General features: G+C 66.2%; 22 protein-coding genes and 1 tRNA gene. 13 read left to right on the forward strand and 10 right to left on the reverse strand.

All coding sequences use genetic code 11. The features are described from left to right. Positions 1–8 precede the first annotated feature (8 nt). The 6 genes from K6T84_RS01935 to K6T84_RS01960 are packed head-to-tail and all read right to left on the reverse strand — an operon-like array spanning position 9 to position 5,430. The gene (locus tag K6T84_RS01935) at positions 9–1,514 is read right to left on the reverse strand and encodes a sugar transferase (RefSeq protein ID WP_225399349.1); all 1,506 of its coding nucleotides are present in this window, start codon (positions 1,512–1,514) and stop codon (positions 9–11) included. Between the two features lie 12 nt (positions 1,515–1,526). Next, positions 1,527–2,360, reverse strand: coding sequence for a WecB/TagA/CpsF family glycosyltransferase (locus tag K6T84_RS01940; protein WP_225399348.1), 834 nt, complete (start codon positions 2,358–2,360; stop codon positions 1,527–1,529). After that, positions 2,357–2,905, reverse strand: coding sequence for a dTDP-4-dehydrorhamnose 3,5-epimerase (gene rfbC, locus K6T84_RS01945; protein ID WP_225399347.1), 549 nt, complete (start codon positions 2,903–2,905; stop codon positions 2,357–2,359). Before rfbC ends, K6T84_RS01940 begins: the two co-directional genes overlap by 4 nt. After that, complete coding sequence (locus K6T84_RS01950; RefSeq protein ID WP_225401993.1) at positions 2,902–3,951, reverse strand: NAD-dependent epimerase/dehydratase family protein; 1,050 nt, start codon at positions 3,949–3,951, stop codon at positions 2,902–2,904. Before K6T84_RS01950 ends, rfbC begins: the two co-directional genes overlap by 4 nt. Positions 3,952–3,961: 10 nt before the next feature. After that, entirely contained in the window at positions 3,962–4,630 is a 669-nt protein-coding gene (locus tag K6T84_RS01955; protein WP_225399345.1) for a PIG-L deacetylase family protein, read from the reverse strand. Then, positions 4,627–5,430 carry a glycosyltransferase family protein gene (locus K6T84_RS01960; protein WP_225399344.1) on the reverse strand — a complete coding sequence of 268 codons (804 nt, stop codon included), beginning with the start codon at positions 5,428–5,430 and terminating at the stop codon, positions 4,627–4,629. The genes K6T84_RS01955 and K6T84_RS01960 overlap by 4 nt, the downstream gene beginning before the upstream one ends. A gap of 111 nt (positions 5,431–5,541) precedes the next feature. Here K6T84_RS01960 and K6T84_RS01965 point away from each other — a divergent pair, with 111 nt between their 5' ends. The 5 genes from K6T84_RS01965 (at position 5,542) to K6T84_RS01985 (ending at position 9,242) form a co-directional block, all read left to right on the forward strand. Then, a complete protein-coding gene (locus K6T84_RS01965) occupies positions 5,542–6,723 on the forward strand; it encodes an acyltransferase family protein (protein WP_225399343.1) in 1,182 nt (393 codons plus the stop codon). Between the two features lie 17 nt (positions 6,724–6,740). Then, complete coding sequence (locus K6T84_RS01970) at positions 6,741–7,556, forward strand: FkbM family methyltransferase (protein ID WP_329779232.1); 816 nt, start codon at positions 6,741–6,743, stop codon at positions 7,554–7,556. A gap of 16 nt (positions 7,557–7,572) precedes the next feature. After that, positions 7,573–7,974: a PAS domain-containing protein gene (locus tag K6T84_RS01975; RefSeq protein ID WP_225399341.1), complete on the forward strand. Its 402-nt coding sequence runs from the start codon at positions 7,573–7,575 to the stop codon at positions 7,972–7,974. Positions 7,975–8,044: 70 nt separating this feature from the next. Next, positions 8,045–8,599 carry a serine O-acetyltransferase gene (locus K6T84_RS01980; RefSeq protein ID WP_225399340.1) on the forward strand — a complete coding sequence of 185 codons (555 nt, stop codon included), beginning with the start codon at positions 8,045–8,047 and terminating at the stop codon, positions 8,597–8,599. Between the two features lie 4 nt (positions 8,600–8,603). Beyond that, positions 8,604–9,242, forward strand: a complete 639-nt coding sequence (locus K6T84_RS01985; RefSeq protein ID WP_225401792.1) for a class I SAM-dependent methyltransferase — start codon at positions 8,604–8,606, stop codon at positions 9,240–9,242. On the opposite strand, the gene K6T84_RS01990 is transcribed toward K6T84_RS01985, so the two are convergent. Together K6T84_RS01990 and K6T84_RS01995 are read right to left on the reverse strand one after the other, a co-directional pair. After that, positions 9,219–9,884, reverse strand: coding sequence for a TetR family transcriptional regulator (locus tag K6T84_RS01990; RefSeq protein WP_225399338.1), 666 nt, complete (start codon positions 9,882–9,884; stop codon positions 9,219–9,221). The genes K6T84_RS01985 and K6T84_RS01990 overlap by 24 nt on opposite strands. After that, positions 9,884–10,579 (reverse strand): TetR family transcriptional regulator, encoded by a 696-nt coding sequence (locus K6T84_RS01995; protein ID WP_225399337.1) that lies wholly within the window; start codon positions 10,577–10,579, stop codon positions 9,884–9,886. The genes K6T84_RS01990 and K6T84_RS01995 overlap by 1 nt, the downstream gene beginning before the upstream one ends. A gap of 227 nt (positions 10,580–10,806) precedes the next feature. Between K6T84_RS01995 and K6T84_RS02000 the strand changes: the two genes are divergently transcribed. From K6T84_RS02000 to eccE, 5 genes are all read left to right on the forward strand, one after another. Continuing rightward, complete coding sequence (locus tag K6T84_RS02000) at positions 10,807–11,106, forward strand: PE family protein (RefSeq protein WP_225399336.1); 300 nt, start codon at positions 10,807–10,809, stop codon at positions 11,104–11,106. Positions 11,107–11,119: 13 nt separating this feature from the next. Further along, positions 11,120–12,514, forward strand: coding sequence for a PPE family protein (locus tag K6T84_RS02005; protein WP_225399335.1), 1,395 nt, complete (start codon positions 11,120–11,122; stop codon positions 12,512–12,514). Between the two features lie 33 nt (positions 12,515–12,547). Beyond that, positions 12,548–12,844 (forward strand): WXG100 family type VII secretion target, encoded by a 297-nt coding sequence (locus K6T84_RS02010; protein ID WP_225399334.1) that lies wholly within the window; start codon positions 12,548–12,550, stop codon positions 12,842–12,844. Between the two features lie 13 nt (positions 12,845–12,857). After that, complete coding sequence (locus tag K6T84_RS02015; RefSeq protein ID WP_225399333.1) at positions 12,858–13,142, forward strand: WXG100 family type VII secretion target; 285 nt, start codon at positions 12,858–12,860, stop codon at positions 13,140–13,142. A 70-nt stretch (positions 13,143–13,212) separates the two neighbouring features. Further along, complete coding sequence (gene eccE, locus K6T84_RS02020) at positions 13,213–14,331, forward strand: type VII secretion protein EccE (RefSeq protein ID WP_225399332.1); 1,119 nt, start codon at positions 13,213–13,215, stop codon at positions 14,329–14,331. Here eccE and K6T84_RS02025 read toward each other — a convergent pair. After that, complete coding sequence (locus K6T84_RS02025) at positions 14,328–15,437, reverse strand: esterase-like activity of phytase family protein (RefSeq protein WP_225399331.1); 1,110 nt, start codon at positions 15,435–15,437, stop codon at positions 14,328–14,330. The genes eccE and K6T84_RS02025 overlap by 4 nt on opposite strands. 55 nt (positions 15,438–15,492) lie before the next feature. On the opposite strand from K6T84_RS02025, the gene K6T84_RS02030 reads away from it, so the two are divergent. Next, positions 15,493–17,424, forward strand: a complete 1,932-nt coding sequence (locus K6T84_RS02030) for an acyl-CoA dehydrogenase family protein (protein ID WP_225399330.1) — start codon at positions 15,493–15,495, stop codon at positions 17,422–17,424. A 61-nt stretch (positions 17,425–17,485) separates the two neighbouring features. Continuing rightward, positions 17,486–17,881 carry a hypothetical protein gene (locus K6T84_RS02035; RefSeq protein ID WP_224865289.1) on the forward strand — a complete coding sequence of 132 codons (396 nt, stop codon included), beginning with the start codon at positions 17,486–17,488 and terminating at the stop codon, positions 17,879–17,881. Between the two features lie 25 nt (positions 17,882–17,906). Here K6T84_RS02035 and K6T84_RS02040 read toward each other — a convergent pair. Further along, positions 17,907–17,982: transfer RNA gene (locus K6T84_RS02040), tRNA-Asn, on the reverse strand. Positions 17,983–18,109: 127 nt separating this feature from the next. On the opposite strand from K6T84_RS02040, the gene K6T84_RS02045 reads away from it, so the two are divergent. Continuing rightward, positions 18,110–18,364, forward strand: a complete 255-nt coding sequence (locus tag K6T84_RS02045; RefSeq protein ID WP_224865288.1) for a hypothetical protein — start codon at positions 18,110–18,112, stop codon at positions 18,362–18,364. Positions 18,365–18,451 lie beyond the last annotated feature (87 nt).

The raw sequence follows: 18,451 nt of genomic DNA on the forward strand, positions 1-18,451 counted from the left end.
GCGGTCACTCAGTAAGCCCCGTCCCGTGACAGGACCGCCCGGATCGTCCGCGCGATGATCAGCAGATCCGCGGTCATCGACCAGTTGTCCACGTACGACAGATCGAGCCGGACCGCCTCTTCCCAGGACAGGTCCGAACGGCCGGAGACCTGCCAGAGTCCGGTGACCCCGGGTTTGACCAGCAGCCTGCGCGTGACCTCGCCGTCGTAGCTCTCCACCTCGCGACGCAGCGGCGGACGCGGCCCCACCACGCTCATGTCCTGCTTGAGCACGTTGATGAACTGCGGTAGTTCATCGATGCTGAAGCGGCGCAGCACTTTACCGACGGCAGTCACCCGAGGATCGTCGCGGATCTTGAACAAGACCCCCGCCCCCTCGTCGAGCGCGGCGAGGTTGCCGACCTGGGTGTCGGCGCGGTCCACCATCGTGCGGAACTTGAGCATGGTGAACGGTGTGCCGTCGATGCCGATGCGCTCGGACGGATAGAAGACCGGGCCTCTGCTGGTGCATTTGATGGCCAGCGCCACGACAGCCAGCACCGGCGCCGCCCCGATCAGTGCGGCCAGCGAGAAGCAGAAGTCGAAGGTGCGCTTCTGGAACGACTTGGCGCCGTGGTAGCGCGGCTTCTCCACGTGCAGCAACGAGAATCCGGCGACCGGGCGCAACGCCAGACGTGACTCGGCCACATCCATCACGCCCGGTGCCACCACCAGGTCGACGTCGAGATTCTCCAGCCGCCACATCAGCTTTCGTAGTCCACTCGCTCCGAAGCGCTCGGTCCCGGTGATCACCACCATGTCGACGCCCCGGCCGGCGAGTGCGGCCATCGCGTGATTCTCATCCCCCAGGATCGGGATCGCACGATCCTCCACCAGGATTGTCTTGCCGCGAGACTGCCCGTAACCGGGAATGCCGACCCCGACCACGATGTAGCCGTCGCGGGGGTTGCGCATGAGTTCTTGCGCCAGGCTCGTCACTCCGGGGCGGTCGCCGATCGCCACGACCATCGTCTGAAATCGGCCTCTGGCCCGCTTGCGGGCAATGTAGCGCCGCCAGAGATTTCGCCCGACCAGTAACCCGAAAGTGCCGACGGGCAGGGCCACCGCCAGATAGCCACGGGCCAGGTCGATCTTGGCCAACAGGGTGGTCATCGCGATGATCCCGAACGTCCAGAACGATGCGCTGGCGATACGCCGGTATTCGTCGATACCCGCCCCGATGATGCGCGGCGATCTGCTGTGCGACACCGCGATCGCCGCCATCCACAACCCGGCGAACAAAATCGAGAAAAGTGTCATCAGCTGTCCGGGATACCCCGAGGTAGCGGGCGATTCGCCGAATCGGAGGTACTGGGCAAGGGCGATCGCGGCGCAGATGATCACCGAGTCGGTGACACACAGTCCCACGGAATACCGCTGCTGCCACCGTCGGGCCGGCCCGCCCGCGGTCGCCGGCAGCACGAGATCTGTCTTGGCCCGCGCCGTGGGCCGGCGGACACGTAGCGTCGTCGTCATCTCCGTCAGTTCCTAGGCCGTCGCCGCCGACTGCGGGCCGTCGCTTGCCGGGTCCGCGTAGTAGACGCCCGGATAGCAGATGAGTTGCGCGCGTCCGGCGCGCAGCAGAGCCAGCGGGCCCTGCAGCAGGTACCGTCTGGCCAGCCGGCGCGGCTCGTGGGCAAGCCGGTGAAACCATTCCAATCCGGACCGTTGCATCCAGTCGGGTGCCCGCCGGGTCTGGCCTGCCATGAAGTCGATGGCGCCGCCGCACGGCAGGAACACTCGGGCTCCGGTGGCGTGGCCGTAGCGGTCGATCCACCGTTCCTGGCGCGGCTTGCCCAGGCAGACCACCAACAGGTCAGTGTCGGCAGCCCGGATCGCGGCGGCCAGCTCGTCGGACCTCGTGTCGATCAGTGCTGCGGGCGGGGCCCACATTCCCGAAACGGCAAGGGTGGGATAGTCGGTGGCCAGCAGCTGCGCCAGCCGACGCTGTGTTTCGGTGCTGCCGCCCAGGATTCCGACGCGCTTGCCGGTGTCCTGCGCCAGCTTCAGCGCTTCGGGAAGCAGGTCCGCGCCGGTGATCCGGGGCCACGGCCGGGCCGTCAGCATGCGTCCACGCAGTGCGATCGGCATGCCGTCGGCCAGCAGCAGCCATTCCAGCCGGCCGCTCGGTGCCGGCCCGCGGCGACGGAAGTGATGCAGGTGGTCCAGGTTGACTGACCCCACCGCGAGTCCTTCCGGATTGACCGACAGCAGTCGTCCCTTGACGATCGAAAGCACTTCGGCGGCGTCGCGGCGTTCGACGATGCTGCCGCTGACCACCATTCGCACCGCGGGCCAGGCGGAAGCTGCTGGGACGCTCATGACACGGTGCTCCCCAACGATTCCAGGCACGGGCAGTTGGCGTCGCGCTCCGACAGGACGGTGGCGACCAACGGCCAGCTGATCGCGAAAAATGGTTCGTCCCAGCGGAATCCCTGCTGCGCCTCGGGCATATAAGAGCCACTGATCTGGTAGAGGACTTCGGTATCGTCGGTCAGGCTCTGGAATCCGTGCGCGACATACGGCGGCAGGAACAGCGCCCGGCGGTTGTCCGCGCTCAGATGCACCGATACGTGTTTGCCGTAGGTAGGTGAATCCTCGCGCACGTCGACGGCCACGTCGAAGATCTCGCCCCTGGTGCAGCGCACCAGCTTGGCCTCGGCGTACGGCGGCAGCTGGCGGTGCAGTCCCCGCACCGTGCCCCGGGTCGAGTTGTGCGAGATGCTCGTCTGCACCATGGTGGCTTCCAGTCCGTGACGGGCGAATTCCTCCGAGCAGAAGGATCGTGCGAAGAAGCCGCGGTCGTCGCGCTGCGGTTCGATGTCGACGATCGTCACACCGGCGATGCCGGTCGGGGTGTACTTCACGCCGTCCTCCCCTGCCAGAACAGGCGGTCATCGATCTGTCCGGTCTTGAGCAGGTACTGGATCTGCTTCAGCCGGGTGTGGCCACGGCCGTGGAACGTCTCCGGGTCCAGATCGATGGCCGCGAACACCCGGTGCAGTTGCGCCGCGCCGGCGGCGACGTCCCAGTGGGCACGGAACTCGGGAAAGACTTCCCGAATCTTGCCGAAGGCCACTCGATAGCTGCGATTGTCGGCACTGGGAGGGCCGAATGTGACTGTGCAGCCCGGGAATTCAGCGCCGACCGTCTCGGCGATCTCGCGAACCGTACGGTTGTTCTCGTCGCTTCCGACGTTGACCACGAGCGCATGCACCCGCTCGCGGTCGGCGTTCAGCGAGCAGCGGATGGCCTCGGCGATGTCCAGCGCATGCACAAGCGGACGCCACGGGGTGCCATCGCTGGTCATCGCGATGCGGTGCTCGGTCCAGGCCAGGCCGACCAGGTTGTTCAGCACGATGTCGAATCGCATTCGCGGCGACGCACCGAAAGCCGTTGCGTTGCGTAGGAAGACCGGTGAGAAGTCGTCGTCGGCCATGGCGGTCAGGTCGCGCTCCACCATCGCCTTGCACCGCGCATAGGGTGTCAGGGGATTGATCGGGCTCGTCTCGTCGACGGTGCCGTCGGCGATTCCGTACACGCTGCACGAAGACGTGTAGATGAACCGGCTCACGCCGGCGCGCTTGGCGCATTCGGCCAGATGCACGGTGCCCCGGTGGTTCACCTCGAAGGTCACATCGCCGATCAGGTCGCCGATGGGGTCGTTGCTGAGCTCCGCCAGGTGAACGATGGCGTCGAAGCCGCGCAGGTCGGCCGCGGTCACGTCGCGGATGTCGCGCATCAGCGTCATCGGTACTGCGCGTTCCGGGCTATCGGCGATATTGCCGGGGCACAGCCAGCCCGCCTTGTAATAGCCGGTGTCCAAGCCGACGACGTCGTGACCGTCGGCGACCAACAGGGGCGCCAGCAGGCAACCGAGGTAGCCCTCGGTCCCGGTGACCAGCAGTCGCACTTGTGCGCTCCTAACCGTTAGTTGAGTGAGTAGACGTCGCGGCACCGAGCACGGCCTTCTCCAGCGTGAAGGCCTCCGCGTAGCGGTTTCGGCACTGCACGCCGCGAATTCGCATCAGCCCCAGGAAGGCTTCGTCGTCGAACCAGTCATGACCGGTCTGCGACGGGTAGCACTGAGCAAGCAGTTCAGCCTTGCGCCGCGCGGAATCCTCCGAGATAGGCAGGTATACAGCGGGATTCGGCAGATCCGACTCCCACTTGAGAATCTCGTAGCCGAACGACAGGTGGTCACGGAACTCGGTCGGTATGAGTTCGGCGACCAGCCGGTGATCCTGGTGGAAGTCGCCGCGTTGGGGTCCGAACACCACGTCGGGTTCACAGCTCCGCCGAAAGCCGGCCAACTCGCACTTGACCGCATCCCAGTGGCAAGGCAGCCTGCTGTCCGGCAGGCCGGCGACGGTGAGCCGCAGATCCACCGAAGGGCACAGTGCCGCCAGAGCGTTCTTCTCCTCGATTTCGCGGTCGGTGCCGGCGCCGGTGAGCACCAGCGCGTGCACCACGATGTCGGGATTGCTTCGGCCGATCTCCAGCAGCGATGCGCCGACGCCGATCGCGATGTCGTCGCAGTGCGCTCCGATGACGGCCACCGATCGCAGGCGGCTGGGGTTCAGTTCGATCATGCCGACCGGCCGTACTGACCGGATTCCGCTGTCTCCCATACCATCCAGGGCCGAACGCCCCGGTTGTAGTCGGCGTCGAGCTCGGCGCGCTCTTTGAAGGTGTCCGCGGGCTTCCAGAATCCGTCGTGGCGGTAGCCGATCAGCCGGCCCGTACCGGCCAGCGCCGTGCACGCATCGCCGACCAGGTCGCCGTCCTCTGGAATCAGATCGATGATGTCGCGGTTGAGCACGAAATAGCCGCCGTTGACATAAATCGAGAACTTGCTCACCGGAGCGATCTCTTTGACCTCGCCCGCCGAACTGACGTCGACGCAGTGAAACGACGACGGCGGCGGCACCACCAGCATCGAGCCTGCGGCGCCGGTGCCGACGACGCGGTCGATCATCCGATCCAGCGGCGCGTCGGTGAGGACGTCGGCGTAGTTGGCCAGGAAGTACTCGTCGTCACCTAGGTATTGCCGGACCCGGCGCAACCGCTCTCCGATCGGGGACTCCAAGCCCGTGTCGACGAACGTCACGGTCCAGTCGGAGATGTCGGAGTCGAGCAGCTCGACCTCGCCGCCGCGCATGATGAAGTCGTTGGACTCCATTTCGCGGTAGCTGAGGAAGAAATCCTTGATCTGGGCCGCACCGTAGCCGAGGCACAGCACGAACTCCTTGTGGCCGAAGTGAGCGTAGTACCGCATGACGTGCCAAATCAGCGGCCGGGGGCCGACCATCTGCAAGGGCTTCGGAACGACGTCCGCCTCGGAGTTGCGCATCCGCATTCCGTGGCCGCCGCAGAACAGCACGACTTTCATGACGAGTGCCCCAGCCGGCAGGGAGCCAACAAACCGTTCATCCACATGATGGCGATATTTACATACTTTTTGGATGATGTCCAGTCGAGAACAAACCTGTAGTATCTCGGCATGCATCCGAGTCCCGGCGCTCTCGCGCGGAGCCGACGACGACAGTCGTCGCCCGAACGAGCGTTCACCGGCTATGACCGATTCACCGCGATGAGCCGGTTCGGTGCCCTGGACGGCCTGCGGGCCCTGAGTGTGATCGCGGTGGTGTGGCACCACACCTCCGGGGTGCCCGGGCCGGCGATCGCCACCAAGGGTTATCTCGGGGTGGACTTCTTCTTCGCGATCAGCGGATTCCTGATCACCACCCTGTTGGTCCGCGAGAGTGCCGCGACCGGCGGTATCTCGCTGAGCAGGTTCTATGCCCGCCGAGCACTCCGGATCTTCCCGCTCTACTACGCGACGCTGCTGCTCTACGTCGTCCTGGTCCTCGCGACGCAGCGCCACACCCCGGAGGGGCAGCGATTCCTGCACCACCTGCCCGCCTACGCGACCTACACGTCGAACTGGTTCGTCCATCTCGAGCACGGGGCCACCGAGACGTTCTACTTCGCCTGGTCACTGGCGACCGAGGAGCAGTTCTATGTGTTGTGGCCACCACTGCTGGTAGTCGCCTTGTCGATCTCGCGCCGGCGGGTCTGGGCTCCGCTGCTGGTGCTGGCCGTGTTGATCACCGCTTCGCAAGCTGCCGGCGTGATCACCGACACATCGAAGCTGCCGGGCGCGATCGTGTCGAGTCTGTCACTGCCGATACTCGTCGGTGCTGCTGCGGCCCTGGTGGTGAGCACCCCGCAGGGGTTCGCGCGGGTGGCTACGGTACTCGGGCGGGCCTGGTCGGCGCCGGTGTGCGCGACGGCCCTGCTGTGCGCACTGGCCGTCGATACACCGTCGGCGATCACCCAATGCCTGATGGTGTGCCTGGTGGTAGCGCTGTGCCTGCTGGAGCGGACGCCGTTGCATCCGGTGTTGCAATGGCGGCCGCTGCAATTCATCGGAGTGATCAGCTACGGCGTCTACCTGCTGCACATGCTGTGCGCGAACATCGTGTTCCGGTTGATCGCACACGAACACAGTGTGCCGGTGTTCGCAGCGACACTCGCCCTGTCGACCGCCGCCGCCTACTTCAGCTTCCGCTTCTTCGAGACGCCGTTGTTGCGGATCAAGCGCCGGTTCGAAAGCGCGGGGCAGCGTCGCGGGGACGAGTTGAGCCGGATTTCGCCTATCCACCCGCGGACAGACCGTTAACAAGGAGGTAGTCGCAGATGCAGGTCACCACCACAGCTAGGCGCCGACTGGGACCAGTGGCGCAGGCTGTCGCGCCGCACTGGTTCTGGCGCCGCAAATACAAAATTCTGGCCCGGCTGGGTGACGCGCGCGCGGATGTCCGGTTGGCCCGGGAGATGTGCGACCCGAATCGGGTATCCCTGGACATCGGCGCGGACGTCGGCGAATTCACCATCGCAATGCTGGCGTCGTCGCGGTCGGTTGTTGCGTTCGAGCCGCGCCCCGCGCAGGCCGACGTTCTGACGGCGATGTTCGAGGCGGTCGACGCCCCGGTGCGGGTTGAAACTGTCGCGTTGTCGGATCGTGAGGGGGTGACCACAATGCGGGTATGGGAATCCGCACCCGGGCAAAGCACGATCGAAGTCGGCAACTCCCTCGCGGACGCGGGGGGCGACCCGGTCCAGGCAATCGAGGTGTCGATGCGCCGCCTCGATGATCTGCAGTTGAGCAACGTCGGATTCATCAAGGTCGACGTCGAAGGGCACGAACTCGCCGTGCTGACCGGCGCCGAGAACACCATCCGGCGCGACCGGCCCACACTGCTGATCGAGGCTGAAGAACGACACCGCCCGAACGCCGTCGCATCCCTCGCGAGCTTCTTGGCGGGACTGGGCTATTCGGGTTATTTCCAGCTGAACGGCGCTACCCTGCCCGTAGAGGAATTCGACACGGCGCGTTATCAGAACCCGGCGAACATCGGCGACCACGCCGACGGATGGGCCGTGAACGGAACCTACATCAACGACTTCATTTTTCTCCCGAAGGGCAGGTGCGCAAGTGCGGACAGATGGTAGGGGCCATAATCAGCTGATGGAGCGACGGCATAACTCGCATCCGGGCCAGTCACCGGTCGATACCTTGCAGCAACTACCTGCACTGGTGGTGCTCGAGCGTATTCCGGTACCGGTACTCGCGATCGCCGATGACGGCACGATCCTGTTCGCCAACTCGGCGTTCGCCGAGATGCTCGGTCACACCCACCACGAGGTGCTGGCGCTGGAATTCGAGGAGGTGTTCGACCAGCTGCCGCCGGCGGAGGCCGCACTGGAGATCGTGCACGCCTTCGCCAACGTGGTCGTCTCGCTGGCCCACAGCGACGGCTCGCCCGTCCGGGCGCTGATGAGCAAATCCGCCTTGCAGCGCGATAACGACCGCGTCGCTCTGGTGACCTTCCAGGACCTCACCGAACAGTTGTGGCTGGAAGGGCGGTAAGCCAAGCCGGCTGAAATCATACGTTTAGTATGCGATTGATCCATTTTAATACTTTCGGTATAGTGACCGCATGATCAGAACCCGCGAGGACCTGAGGGCCTATCTCGCGGCGGACCTGAAGGCGAACGGTCTGGAGCGCTGGCGGTTCCGAGACCGTTACCTGGAGCGTCCCGCCTACTTCCAACGACTGCTTCGGTACTCCGAATACTGGTGCAACACCGCCCGGACGCCGATCGGACATGCGATCGCCCTCTGGTTCCGGCTGCGAACGAAGCTTCTGAGTGAGAAGTTCGGCTTCTACATCTCGCGCAACGTGTGCGGCCCCGGTCTCTCGATCGCCCATCCCGGCCCGGTGTGGGTGCACAACAAGGCCCGGATCGGCGCCAACTGCCGGATCCACCAGGGCGTGACGATTGGAGAGGCCAAGGGAAAGATCCCCCTCATAGGCGACGACGTCTACATCTATCCGATGGCGATGGTTCTGGGCGCCGACGTCGGCAACCGGGTGGGCATTCGCGCCGGGGCGGTCGTCACCAGAACGGTGCCGGACGACGTCGAGGTCGCCGGGGTCCCGGCCCGGATCGTCCGAACGCACGCCTCTCTGGCGGCTGCTGCCGAGGCTTAGGGCAATGCCGGCATGGATCGACATCGAGTCTGGAAAATCCCTGGCTGAACGAGCACGCGCGCGGCGGTGGGCTCGCTTTCTGATGGCCTTCCCCGAGATCGCGGAGATGCGGGTGCTGGACCTGGGTGGCAGCCCGATGTCGTGGCATTCCGCACCGGTTCATCCCGCCTCCGTGACGACCGTCAACCCGACGGCGTTCCTATCCGACGATCCGCGCGTCTGTGCGGTTCGGGGCAATCCCTGCGAGCTGCCCGCGCAGATCCACCGTGAACATTTCGACCTGGTCTTCTCCAATTCGGTGCTGGAACACGTCGGTGGCCACGTACCACGGCAGCGACTGGCCGACAACGTCCACGCGTTCGCCGACCGGCACTGGGTGCAGACGCCCTACCGCTACTTCCCCTCGGAACCACACTGGATCCTCCCCGGAGTGCAGTGGCTGCCCTACGAAGCACGGGTCCTGTTGTTACGCAGGTGGAATCGGGGCCGAATCGGCGACTACAGCCGCTCCGCGGCCGAGGTGCAGGTCAATGAGATCGACCTCATCGGTATCTCGCAGATGCGGATGTACTTCCCGAGATCCGTGATCTGGTACGAGCGGTTCGCCGGCCTGGTCAAATCACTCGTCGCCATCCGCCACTGAGCTGTCACGCTGGTAGCGGAGCGCCTCCCGGCCCAGGAACTCCCGAAAGTACGGCAACGAATCCTCGTCCACCATCGCGGGAAGCAACATCTCCCACATCCGGGTCAGTCGGGTGATGCCGTCGCGTTCGCTGGACTGCGACAAAAGCCATGTCCCGAGCATGGCGGTCAGGACCGACTCACCGATCACTTCTGGGTCCAGGTCGGCGCGCAAGTCCCCCTCGGCAATGGCGCGTCTGGCCTGAACAGCCAGTTCTTGCAGCCATCGGCTACACACGTCGGTGGCCACCTTGTTCGATTCGGCCAACGCGAAGACCAGGTGTCCAGCCGCGCGCGCCTCCTTGTCGGTGGCCAGCAGTTCGGTGACGGCGAACAGCCCGTGGATCATGCCCTCGAGCGCCGGCGCGGTCGGCTGGCACATGCTGGTGAAGGTGCTGCGGACTGTGGCGAACCCCGATTCGATGATGGCCACCACCAAGCTGTCCATCGAACCGAAGTGGTGGTACAGGGCGCCCTTGGTGACACCGGCGCGTTCGATGATCCCGGTTCGGCCGGCAGCAACGTAGCCGACCTCCCCGAATAGGTCGATAGCCGCGTCTAGCAGCTTTCGGCGAGTGGCCTCCGATCGGACCTGACGAGCCATCAGACGGCCTGGTCGCCGGGCGACGCGGACGGCGCGCGCTGAGCCACCGTCCTGATCGCCAACGCCGTACGGCGCCTGATGAACTGGCTGAAGTAGCCAACCCGCGCTTCGGGCACCATGCCGGGGAGGAGGATCTCCCAGTTCCGCCCCAGCTGCGTCAGGAATTCTTCCGGCTCGTTGAGATCGACCGACTGCCGCAGGCCCAGGTACATGGACATCAGCAGTTGTGCGACATCGTGTGGTTCGCACCTCGGCAGGATGTCACCCTCGGTGACGCCCCGTTCGACGACCAGGGTGAGCGCGCCGATAGCCTCCGCGAGCACACCGCTTTGCCACCCGCCGGCGCGACCGATCAAGGGCAGCAGATGCAGTACCGCCCGCGCCGCGTCCTCGGTGATGTCTTCGACCGCCATCAGGTAACCGATGTCGATCAGCGTTTCGAGGCCGGACAGATTCCGGTCAACCAGCGCTTTGGCCGCTGCGCCGGCCGCGGCCACCTGCTCTTCGATGACGGCCAACGCCAGCGCGTGCTTCGAACGGAAGTGGAAGTACATCGCGCCCTTGGTCAGCTCCGCCTCGGCGAGGATATCGTCAAGGCCCACGTCGTGGTACGCGCGCTGGGCAAACTGATGGGCTGCTGCGCGCAGAATCTGCTGCCGCGTTGTATCCGCTCGGCGGTCGGTCAAGTCAGCCAACGCGCGATCCCATCGTCTGCATGCCCGCTGTTCGAATTGTGGTGACGCATCAGGCTTAAGGCTAGCAGTTGCTTGTTGACATCATGGGTTAATGATTACCTAGAGTATTTTCTAGAGTTGATAACATACGAAAAGTATGGCTATGATCGTCACCGATAGTGTTGAGTTTGTCCTGCCTTAGGGTGCCGTACCGGCACCGGGACGGGCCGGCCCGCAAGGAGATGTGCATGTCGTTCGTCACCATCCAGCCTGAGGTATTGGCCTCGGCGGCCGCTGAGTTGCAGGTCATCGGGTCTGCCGTGGACGCCGGGACGGCGAGCGCGGCCAGCCCGACCACGGGTGTGGTTCCGGCCGCCGCCGACCCGGTTTCGGCACTGGTTGCCACACAGTTCGCCCTGCACGCTCAGGCCCACCAGGCGATCAGTGCCCAGGCAGCGGCGATTCACCAGCAGTTTGTCAGCACCATGTCGACGAGCGCCGACTCGTACGCGCTCACCGAAGCCGCCAATGCGGCGACCGTCGACTGAACCGCGACCAGACATGTCATTCGACTTTGGCGCACTCCCGCCGGAGATCCTCTCCTCCTGGATGTACACCGGCCCGGGTGCGGGCCCGCTTACGCAAGCCGCCATCGCTTGGGGCGGTTTGGCCACCGAACTGGAGTCGGCAGCGACCTCGTTCGCGACGGTGATCTCCGAACTGACCAGCATGCCGTGGATGGGGCCGGCCGCCGTCGCCACCGCGACGGCGGCAGCCCCCTACATCGGCTGGCTCCACGCCACCGCTGCCCAGGCCGAGCACGCCGCCAGCCAGGCGCGGTCGGCGGCCAACGCATTCCACGCCGCGTTCCAGTCGGTGGTGCCGCCACCGGTGGTGGCTGCCAACCGCGCCCAGCTGGCGAGCCTGATCGCGACCAATGTGATGGGCCAGAACGGCGCTGCGATCGCGGCCAACGAACTCCAATACGGGCAGATGTGGGCGCAGGATTCCGCGGCGATGTACAGCTATGCAGCCAACTCGGCCTACGCCTCCAAGCTGCCCGAACCCGTGCCGGCACCCGATCCGGTCAGCCCCACCGCCCAGGCCCAGCAGAGCCTCGCGGTCAACCAGGCGGTGGGATCGGCTGCCCATACGTCGCCGACGTCGCTGTCGCAGATGCTCACCAACGCGGTTCAGAGTTTGTCGACACCCGGCACCGCCGCGGATACCTCGACCGGTGGGGGAATCATCACGACCCCTGGCGGCATCATCACCACCGGCTCTGATCTCGGATTCACGCCGACGACGATCGCCTCGCTGCTCCCCGGCTACATCATGCTGGGTTCGACCGGCATCTTCATGGCTTCCGGTATTCAAGGTCTCGCGACGACGGCTGCCAACAGTGCGATGCAGGCAGCGGACAGAGCAGCTCAGGAAGCGGCCCAGCAAGCAGCCCAGGAGGCCGCCCAAGCCGCCGAGGCCGCCGAAGGAGCCTGGGGCGGCGAAAGCGCCGCCAGCGGATACATGGGCGGTGCCAGCTCGCTCGGGGAGATGGCGCTGTCGGTCCCGCCGTCGTGGGGCTCGGCCGCTGCTCCGCTGGAGATGCTGGGACCCTTCGACCTGCCGATGGCGTTGCCGGCCCTGGAGACGGCCGGCGCACTGGAAGCCGGAGCGGTCGGCGGCATGGGTGGTCTCCCGATGCTGATGGGCGGATTCCCGCGGGCCGCGGCCGTCGGGGCGGCGGCCGGCGCCGGGGCCGTCGCCTCCAAGTACGGTTCGCGCATCAAGGTGCTTGCCCGCCCGCCTGCCGCGGGGTACCCGGCGGAGCCGGGCAGCACGGCGGCTACCGCCCATGCGGTACCGGCGGGCCACCCGGCTCAACGCAATGCGCCCCCCGGCTACCAGGCGGCGATCGTCTACGTACCGGCCAACGGCCAAGCCCCGGCCACCACCTGACGCCTCACAACCCCTATAGAGAAGGAGAGTCTCATGGCAACTCGTTTTATGACCGATCCGGATGCGATGCGTGCGATGGCGGGTCGTTTCGATGTGCACGCCCAGACCGTCGAGGATGAGGCCCGCCGGATGTGGGCGTCGTCGACCAACATCTCCGGCGCGGGCTGGGGTGGTCTAGCCGAGCGGACCTCGATGGACACCATGGGTCAGATGCAGACCGCGTTCCGCAACATCGTGACGATGCTGCACGGGGTGCGTGATGGTCTGATTCGCGATGCCAACCACTACGAGACGCAGGAAGCTGCTTCGCAGCAGATCCTGGGCAGCTAAGGAGAGCACAGAGATGTCGATTAACTACCAGTTCGGTGATGTCAATGCCCACGGCGCTTTGATTCGTGCCCAGGCGGCTTCGTTGGAGGCTGAGCACCAGGCGATCGTGCACGATGTGCTGGCCGCCGGTGATTTCTGGGGCGGTTCGGGTTCGGTGGCCTGCCAGGAGTTCGTGACCCAGCTGGGCCGCAACTTCGCCGTCATCTACGAACAGGCCAACTCCCACGGCCAGAAGGTGCAGACCGCCGGCAACAACATGGCCAACACCGACGCCTCCGTCGGCTCCAGCTGGGCGTAACAGACCGCAAGTCTTAGTAGGGTGTGCTCACGCATCGTCGCGTCGATGCATCCGCCGTCAAGGAGTGCTGATGAAAGCGCAACGCCGGTTCGGGCTGGACCTGTCATGGCTGCGGGTCACCATCGTGTTTCTCATCGACATCCTGGTTCTGTTCACCGCCGGCTACCTCGCCGAGGACTGGCAGCCGACCGCCTGGTGGGTCGGCGTGGGTGTCGCAACGGTCCTGGCCCTGATCAGCGTGATCACCTATCGCGGCATCACGCTGCCGTCGGCGATCGGCGGCTGGTTGTGGGACTGGTCAGCCGACCCGGAGGCGGCGCTGACTGCGGCGTGCACCCCGGCACTCAATCACCGACGCCGCTACGGCCGTGAGCCGGTCGGAGTGCGCGAATACCGCGGCCGGCTGGTGGCGGTGATCGCCGTCGACGAACCGGACGCCGCCCCGGCCGGGCGTCACCTGCGCCACCAGGGGCCATCGAGCAGCCTACGGGTGGCGACGGTCGCGGCGGGACTGCGCCAGTTCGACGTACGACTCGACGGTGTCGACATCGTTTCTGTCGGTACTTCGACCACCGGCGGGGGCCATCGCAGCACCTGGCTGGTGCTGCGGATGGACCCGCAGCGCAACTCCGAAGCGGTCGCCAGCCGCGACTCGCTGGCCTCCACCCTGGCCGCAGCCACCGAGCGCCTTGCGCATGAGATCAGCGGCCGCCGGTGCACCGCCTGGCCGATGAGCGGCGACGACCTCGCCGAGGTCGACAGCGCGGTGCTGGCCGGACTGCAGCCGACGTGGAGCCGGCCGGGCTGGCGTCGGCTCAAGCACTTCAACGGTTACGCCACCAGCTTCTGGATGTCGCCCTGGGACATCACCTCGGAGAAGCTGGAAGACCTCTGGCTGGCCGAAACCGACGCCACCGTCGTCACGGTCCGAGTGGCCGCACGTAACGGTGGCCACCAGGTCTCGGCATGGGTGCGCTACCACAGCGAAGAGCCGCTGCCCAAGGAGATCTGGGCCGGGTTGAACCGGTTCACCGGCCGCCAGCTCTCCGCGGTGCGCGCCGGGCTGTCCGCGCCGGTGACGCGACCGCTGAAGGTTCCGTCCCGAACCCTGACGGCCGACGACGAGTTGGCCGTGCCACTGGGGCCGGCGCAGGCCCCCGAACCAACCGGAGTTCCGGTCGCCTCTTAACGCGCTACCGCGAACACCACGAACTGCGTCACCTGACGCGGCGAGAAGTTGTCGTCGCTGACCAGCACCACCGTTTGCCGGCCGTCGGGCAGCCGCGGACCCAGCGTGATGCCCTCGATGTTGTCCAGGGGCTCCAAACCCGGCGTGGTGGACAGGTCGGCCAGCAGGGTTTTGGTCATCGGCGTCACGGCCGTGCCCGTCAGCGCCGGCAAGCCCAAAATATCGGTGGCGCCCCCGATATCGGCCCGAAACAGCCGCACCGTCGGCCGGGCGCTGAACGCCCGCTCGATCACCAGGAACGCGGTGTCCGACAACGCGACCAGGTCGGTGAGACCGTTGGTCTCGGCCGGCGCCGTGGCCGGCTCCAGCGGGTAGGCGTACTGGGCGACCGGGTCGCCCGACTCGACGTCAAAGGCGGTGATGCGGGTCAGTGCGCCGTGCGACCGGTCCGGAAGGGCGCCGTCGTCGTAGCCCGGTCCCTCCATCGCGGCGAACAGCATCCGGCCGTCGGGGGCCAGGGTGAGACCTTCGAGCGTGGTGTTGCGGCGCGGTCCGGTGCGCTGCGCCGACATGGCCAGCTGCGGCGGAATCGCGAAACGGCCGAGGTAACCACCGTCGAGCCCGGCGATCCTGATCCAGGGGTCGGCCAGCACCGCGCCGTGCCGGCCGATGCGCCGCTCCCCCTCCGACGACCAGTACAGCCGCCGGCGGCCACTGTCGAACGCGATGCCTTCGGGATCCGGCGGCACCACCGGCGGCGACCTGTCGGCGTCCAGCGGGCCGAACGGCCGCCCGCCCTCGTCCAGCAGCGGATGGACTGCGTTCACTGTGGTGTCAACGCCGCGATCCGACAGCGCGAGCCGCATCGTGTAGAACCGGGCCGGCCCGGTCGCCGACCGGTCATCGCTGATCACGTAGTAGCAGTCCCGGCCGGGGTCGTAGCTGATCCCCGACAGGCCGCCGACGACGGTGCCGTCGAACGTGTGCGGTGCCAGTCGGGCCTGGCCGAGATACTGCAATCCCGGCGTCGGCGCGGGGGCATCGCAGGGCGCGCAGCCCGCGGCCAGGACGCACAGCGGCAACAGCCGGCTCAATATCCAACGCACACCGTTATTTAAACCCCGTTTATCGGGGGCCCCGCCTGGATACCGTGCAGGAGTGATGACCTCCGATGCTCTGCGTGACACCCTGGACGGCCGCTGGCGCGCGGTGAAAAACCAGGTCCGCGCCACCTTGTCCGATGAGAAGTTCCGGCCGCACTACACGCCGAACACGGTGATCGCCCGGGCCAAGGTCGCCGAACAGCTCAAGATCATGGCCGGCGCCGGCGTGGCCGCCGACAGTTTCCGTAAGGAGCACGGTGGTACCGGCGACGTCGGCGCCGCGGTGAGCATGATCGAGATGCTGGCCATGTCGGACCTGTCGCTGATGGTCAAGGCCGGGGTGCAGTGGGGACTGTTCGGCGGCGCCGTGGAGAACCTCGGCACCGAACGGCACCACCAGGCCTACGTCGAGAAGATCATCGACCTCGACGTACTCGGGTGCTTCGCCATGACCGAGACCGGCCACGGCAGCGATGTGCAGTCGCTGGAAACCACCGCCACCTACGATCCCGAGACGGGCGAGTTCGTCATCGACTCCCCCACCGAATCCGCGCGCAAGGACTACATCGGTGGCGCAGCCGAAACCGCCACCGTCGCCGCGGTGTTCGGCCAGCTGATCACCGAGGGTAAAAGTCATGGCGTGCACTGCTTCCTGGTGCCGATCCGAGACGCGCACGGTAACGACCTGCCCGGCATCACCACGTCGGACTGTCATTACAAGGGTGGGCTGCCCGGGGTGGACAACGGCCGCATCGTGTTCGATCACGTCCGGGTCCCGCGGGAGAACCTGTTGAACAGGTACGCCGATGTCGAGCCCGACGGCAGCTACCGGTCATCGATCGAAAGCGACGGCCGCCGGTTCTTCACCATGATCGGCACCCTGATCCGGGGCCGGGTCTCGGTAGGCGGCAGCGCGGGAGCGGCCGCTCGGGTCGCCCTGGACATCGCTACCCGATATGCCTTGCAGCGCAAGCAGTTCAGTGCGCCGGGCGATGACGGAACCGAGCGTGAGGTAGTGATCATGGATTACCTGGCGCACCAGCGCAGGCTATTCCCGCTGATCGCACGGTCATATGCGCTGCAGTTCGCCCAGAACGAGCTGGTGAGCAGGTGCCACGACCTGCAGACCGCTGACGACCCCGACGCCGAAGAACAGCGTGAGCTCGAAGCGCGAGCAGCCGGGCTGAAGGCAGCCAACACCTGGCACGCATCCCGAGCTATCCAGGAGTCGCGAGAAGCCTGCGGAGGCGCCGGCTACATGGCCGAGAACCGCCTGATCGCGTTGCGCGCCGACACCGACGTGTTCACCACCTTCGAAGGCGACAACCACGTGCTGACCCAGCTGGTGGCCAAGCAACTGCTGACCGCCTACGCCGACGACATCGCCGGCATGAGCCCGGTCGACTGGGTGCGATTCGCCGCCGAGACCGTCGGTGACCGGGTGCTGAAACGTACCGCGGCGGAGACGATCATCCAGACGTTCGTGGACGCCCGGCAGGACAGCGAGGAGGAAGGCAGTCTGTTCAACCGGGGCACCCAGGTGCACATGTTCGAGGACCGCGAAGAATATCTGCTGACGTCGGTGGCGCGCCGGTTGAAGGCCAAGTCCGAGGAGATGAGCGACTTCGACGCCTTCAACGCGGTGCAGGATCACGTGTTACATGCGGCCGCCGCCCACATCGACCGAGTGGTGTTGGAGGCGTTCGTCGCCGGCATCGAATCCTGCCCGGACACCGACGCCCGCGAACTGCTGGAGCTGGTCTGCGACCTGTATGCGCTGGGGGTCATCGAAGACGACAAAGCCTGGTACATCGAGCATCGGTACCTGTCCACTGATCGGGCCAAAGCCGTCACCCGGGGCATCAACGACCGGTGCCGGAGGCTACGGCCGCACGCCGCGACACTGGTCGACGGGTTCGGTATCCCCGAACAGTTGCGCTACGCCGAGATGCTGCATCCCGAGCATCTGCGGGTGGACGCCCGCCGATGAATCCGCCGGACGCGCGTCTATAGGCTGTCGGCATCGATGCCCGAACAAAGGAGTACCAATCATGGCGTGGTTCCTCGCGCTGAACGCCTCACCGACCAAGGGCGGTCAGTCACCGACCTATGAGCTGCAGGAAAACGCCGACATCGAGCGGATAACCGTGGAAATGTCCAGTTTCGCCGCCAGCGATCGGGCCGTGGCGGTTCCGGCCGTGTTCAACAACGGGCGCCAGCAGGTCACCCTGTACGTCCGCCCGGCGGCCTGGGGCGCCTGGGCGATCTACGAATTGAGCGAAGAAGAGCGCCGCGAGATGATGGCAGCCAGCCCGCTGATCAACGCGATCGCGCAGGCCCGCGCCGCTCAGCAGCAGCAACAGCAGCCGCCTTCAGCGCCTCAGACGTTCACCGCGCCGCCACAGCCTCAGCAGGGCGGGCCTTCGGTCATTCCCCGGCTCGACTGAGCCTGGGCTGCCGCTGAATCAAACGTGGCTCCCCCGGGTGGACTCGAACCACCAACCCTCCGGTTAACAGCCGAATGCTCTGCCAATTGAGCTACAGGGGACTGCTTGTCCTCGTGGACTTGCAAGACTCTAGCGCATCGCGGCGGCGGCTTTGACCAACGGGGGTCGCACCCCAACACCCCGGGGCCACGTCAGGCAGGATGTAACCACCAGTTCTAAGGGGCCGCATTGATCGGATACGTCGTGGTGATGGGCGTCGGCTACGTGATGGGCACCAAAGCCGGGCGTAAGCGCTACGAGCAGATCGTCGGCACCTATCAGGCCATGACGAGCAGCCCGGTCGCCAGAGCGGTGATCGACAAGGGCCGGCGCAGCATCGCCAACCGGATTCATCCCGACCCGGAGATGGTGACGCTGACCGAACTCGAGGACGGCACCACGGTGGTCCAGCCGGTAGACCCGCAGGACCCCGACGCGCGCTAGACAGCGCTGTCAGACGGTGCCGATACGCCTGACCCGTCCCCCGCGAGCGGGAGGTGCCCCCAGCGCCCGGCCTGGCGGCCGCGCTTG

The organism is Mycobacterium zoologicum (genome assembly GCF_020181635.2).
Classification (GTDB): Bacteria; Actinomycetota; Actinomycetes; order Mycobacteriales; family Mycobacteriaceae; genus Mycobacterium; species Mycobacterium zoologicum.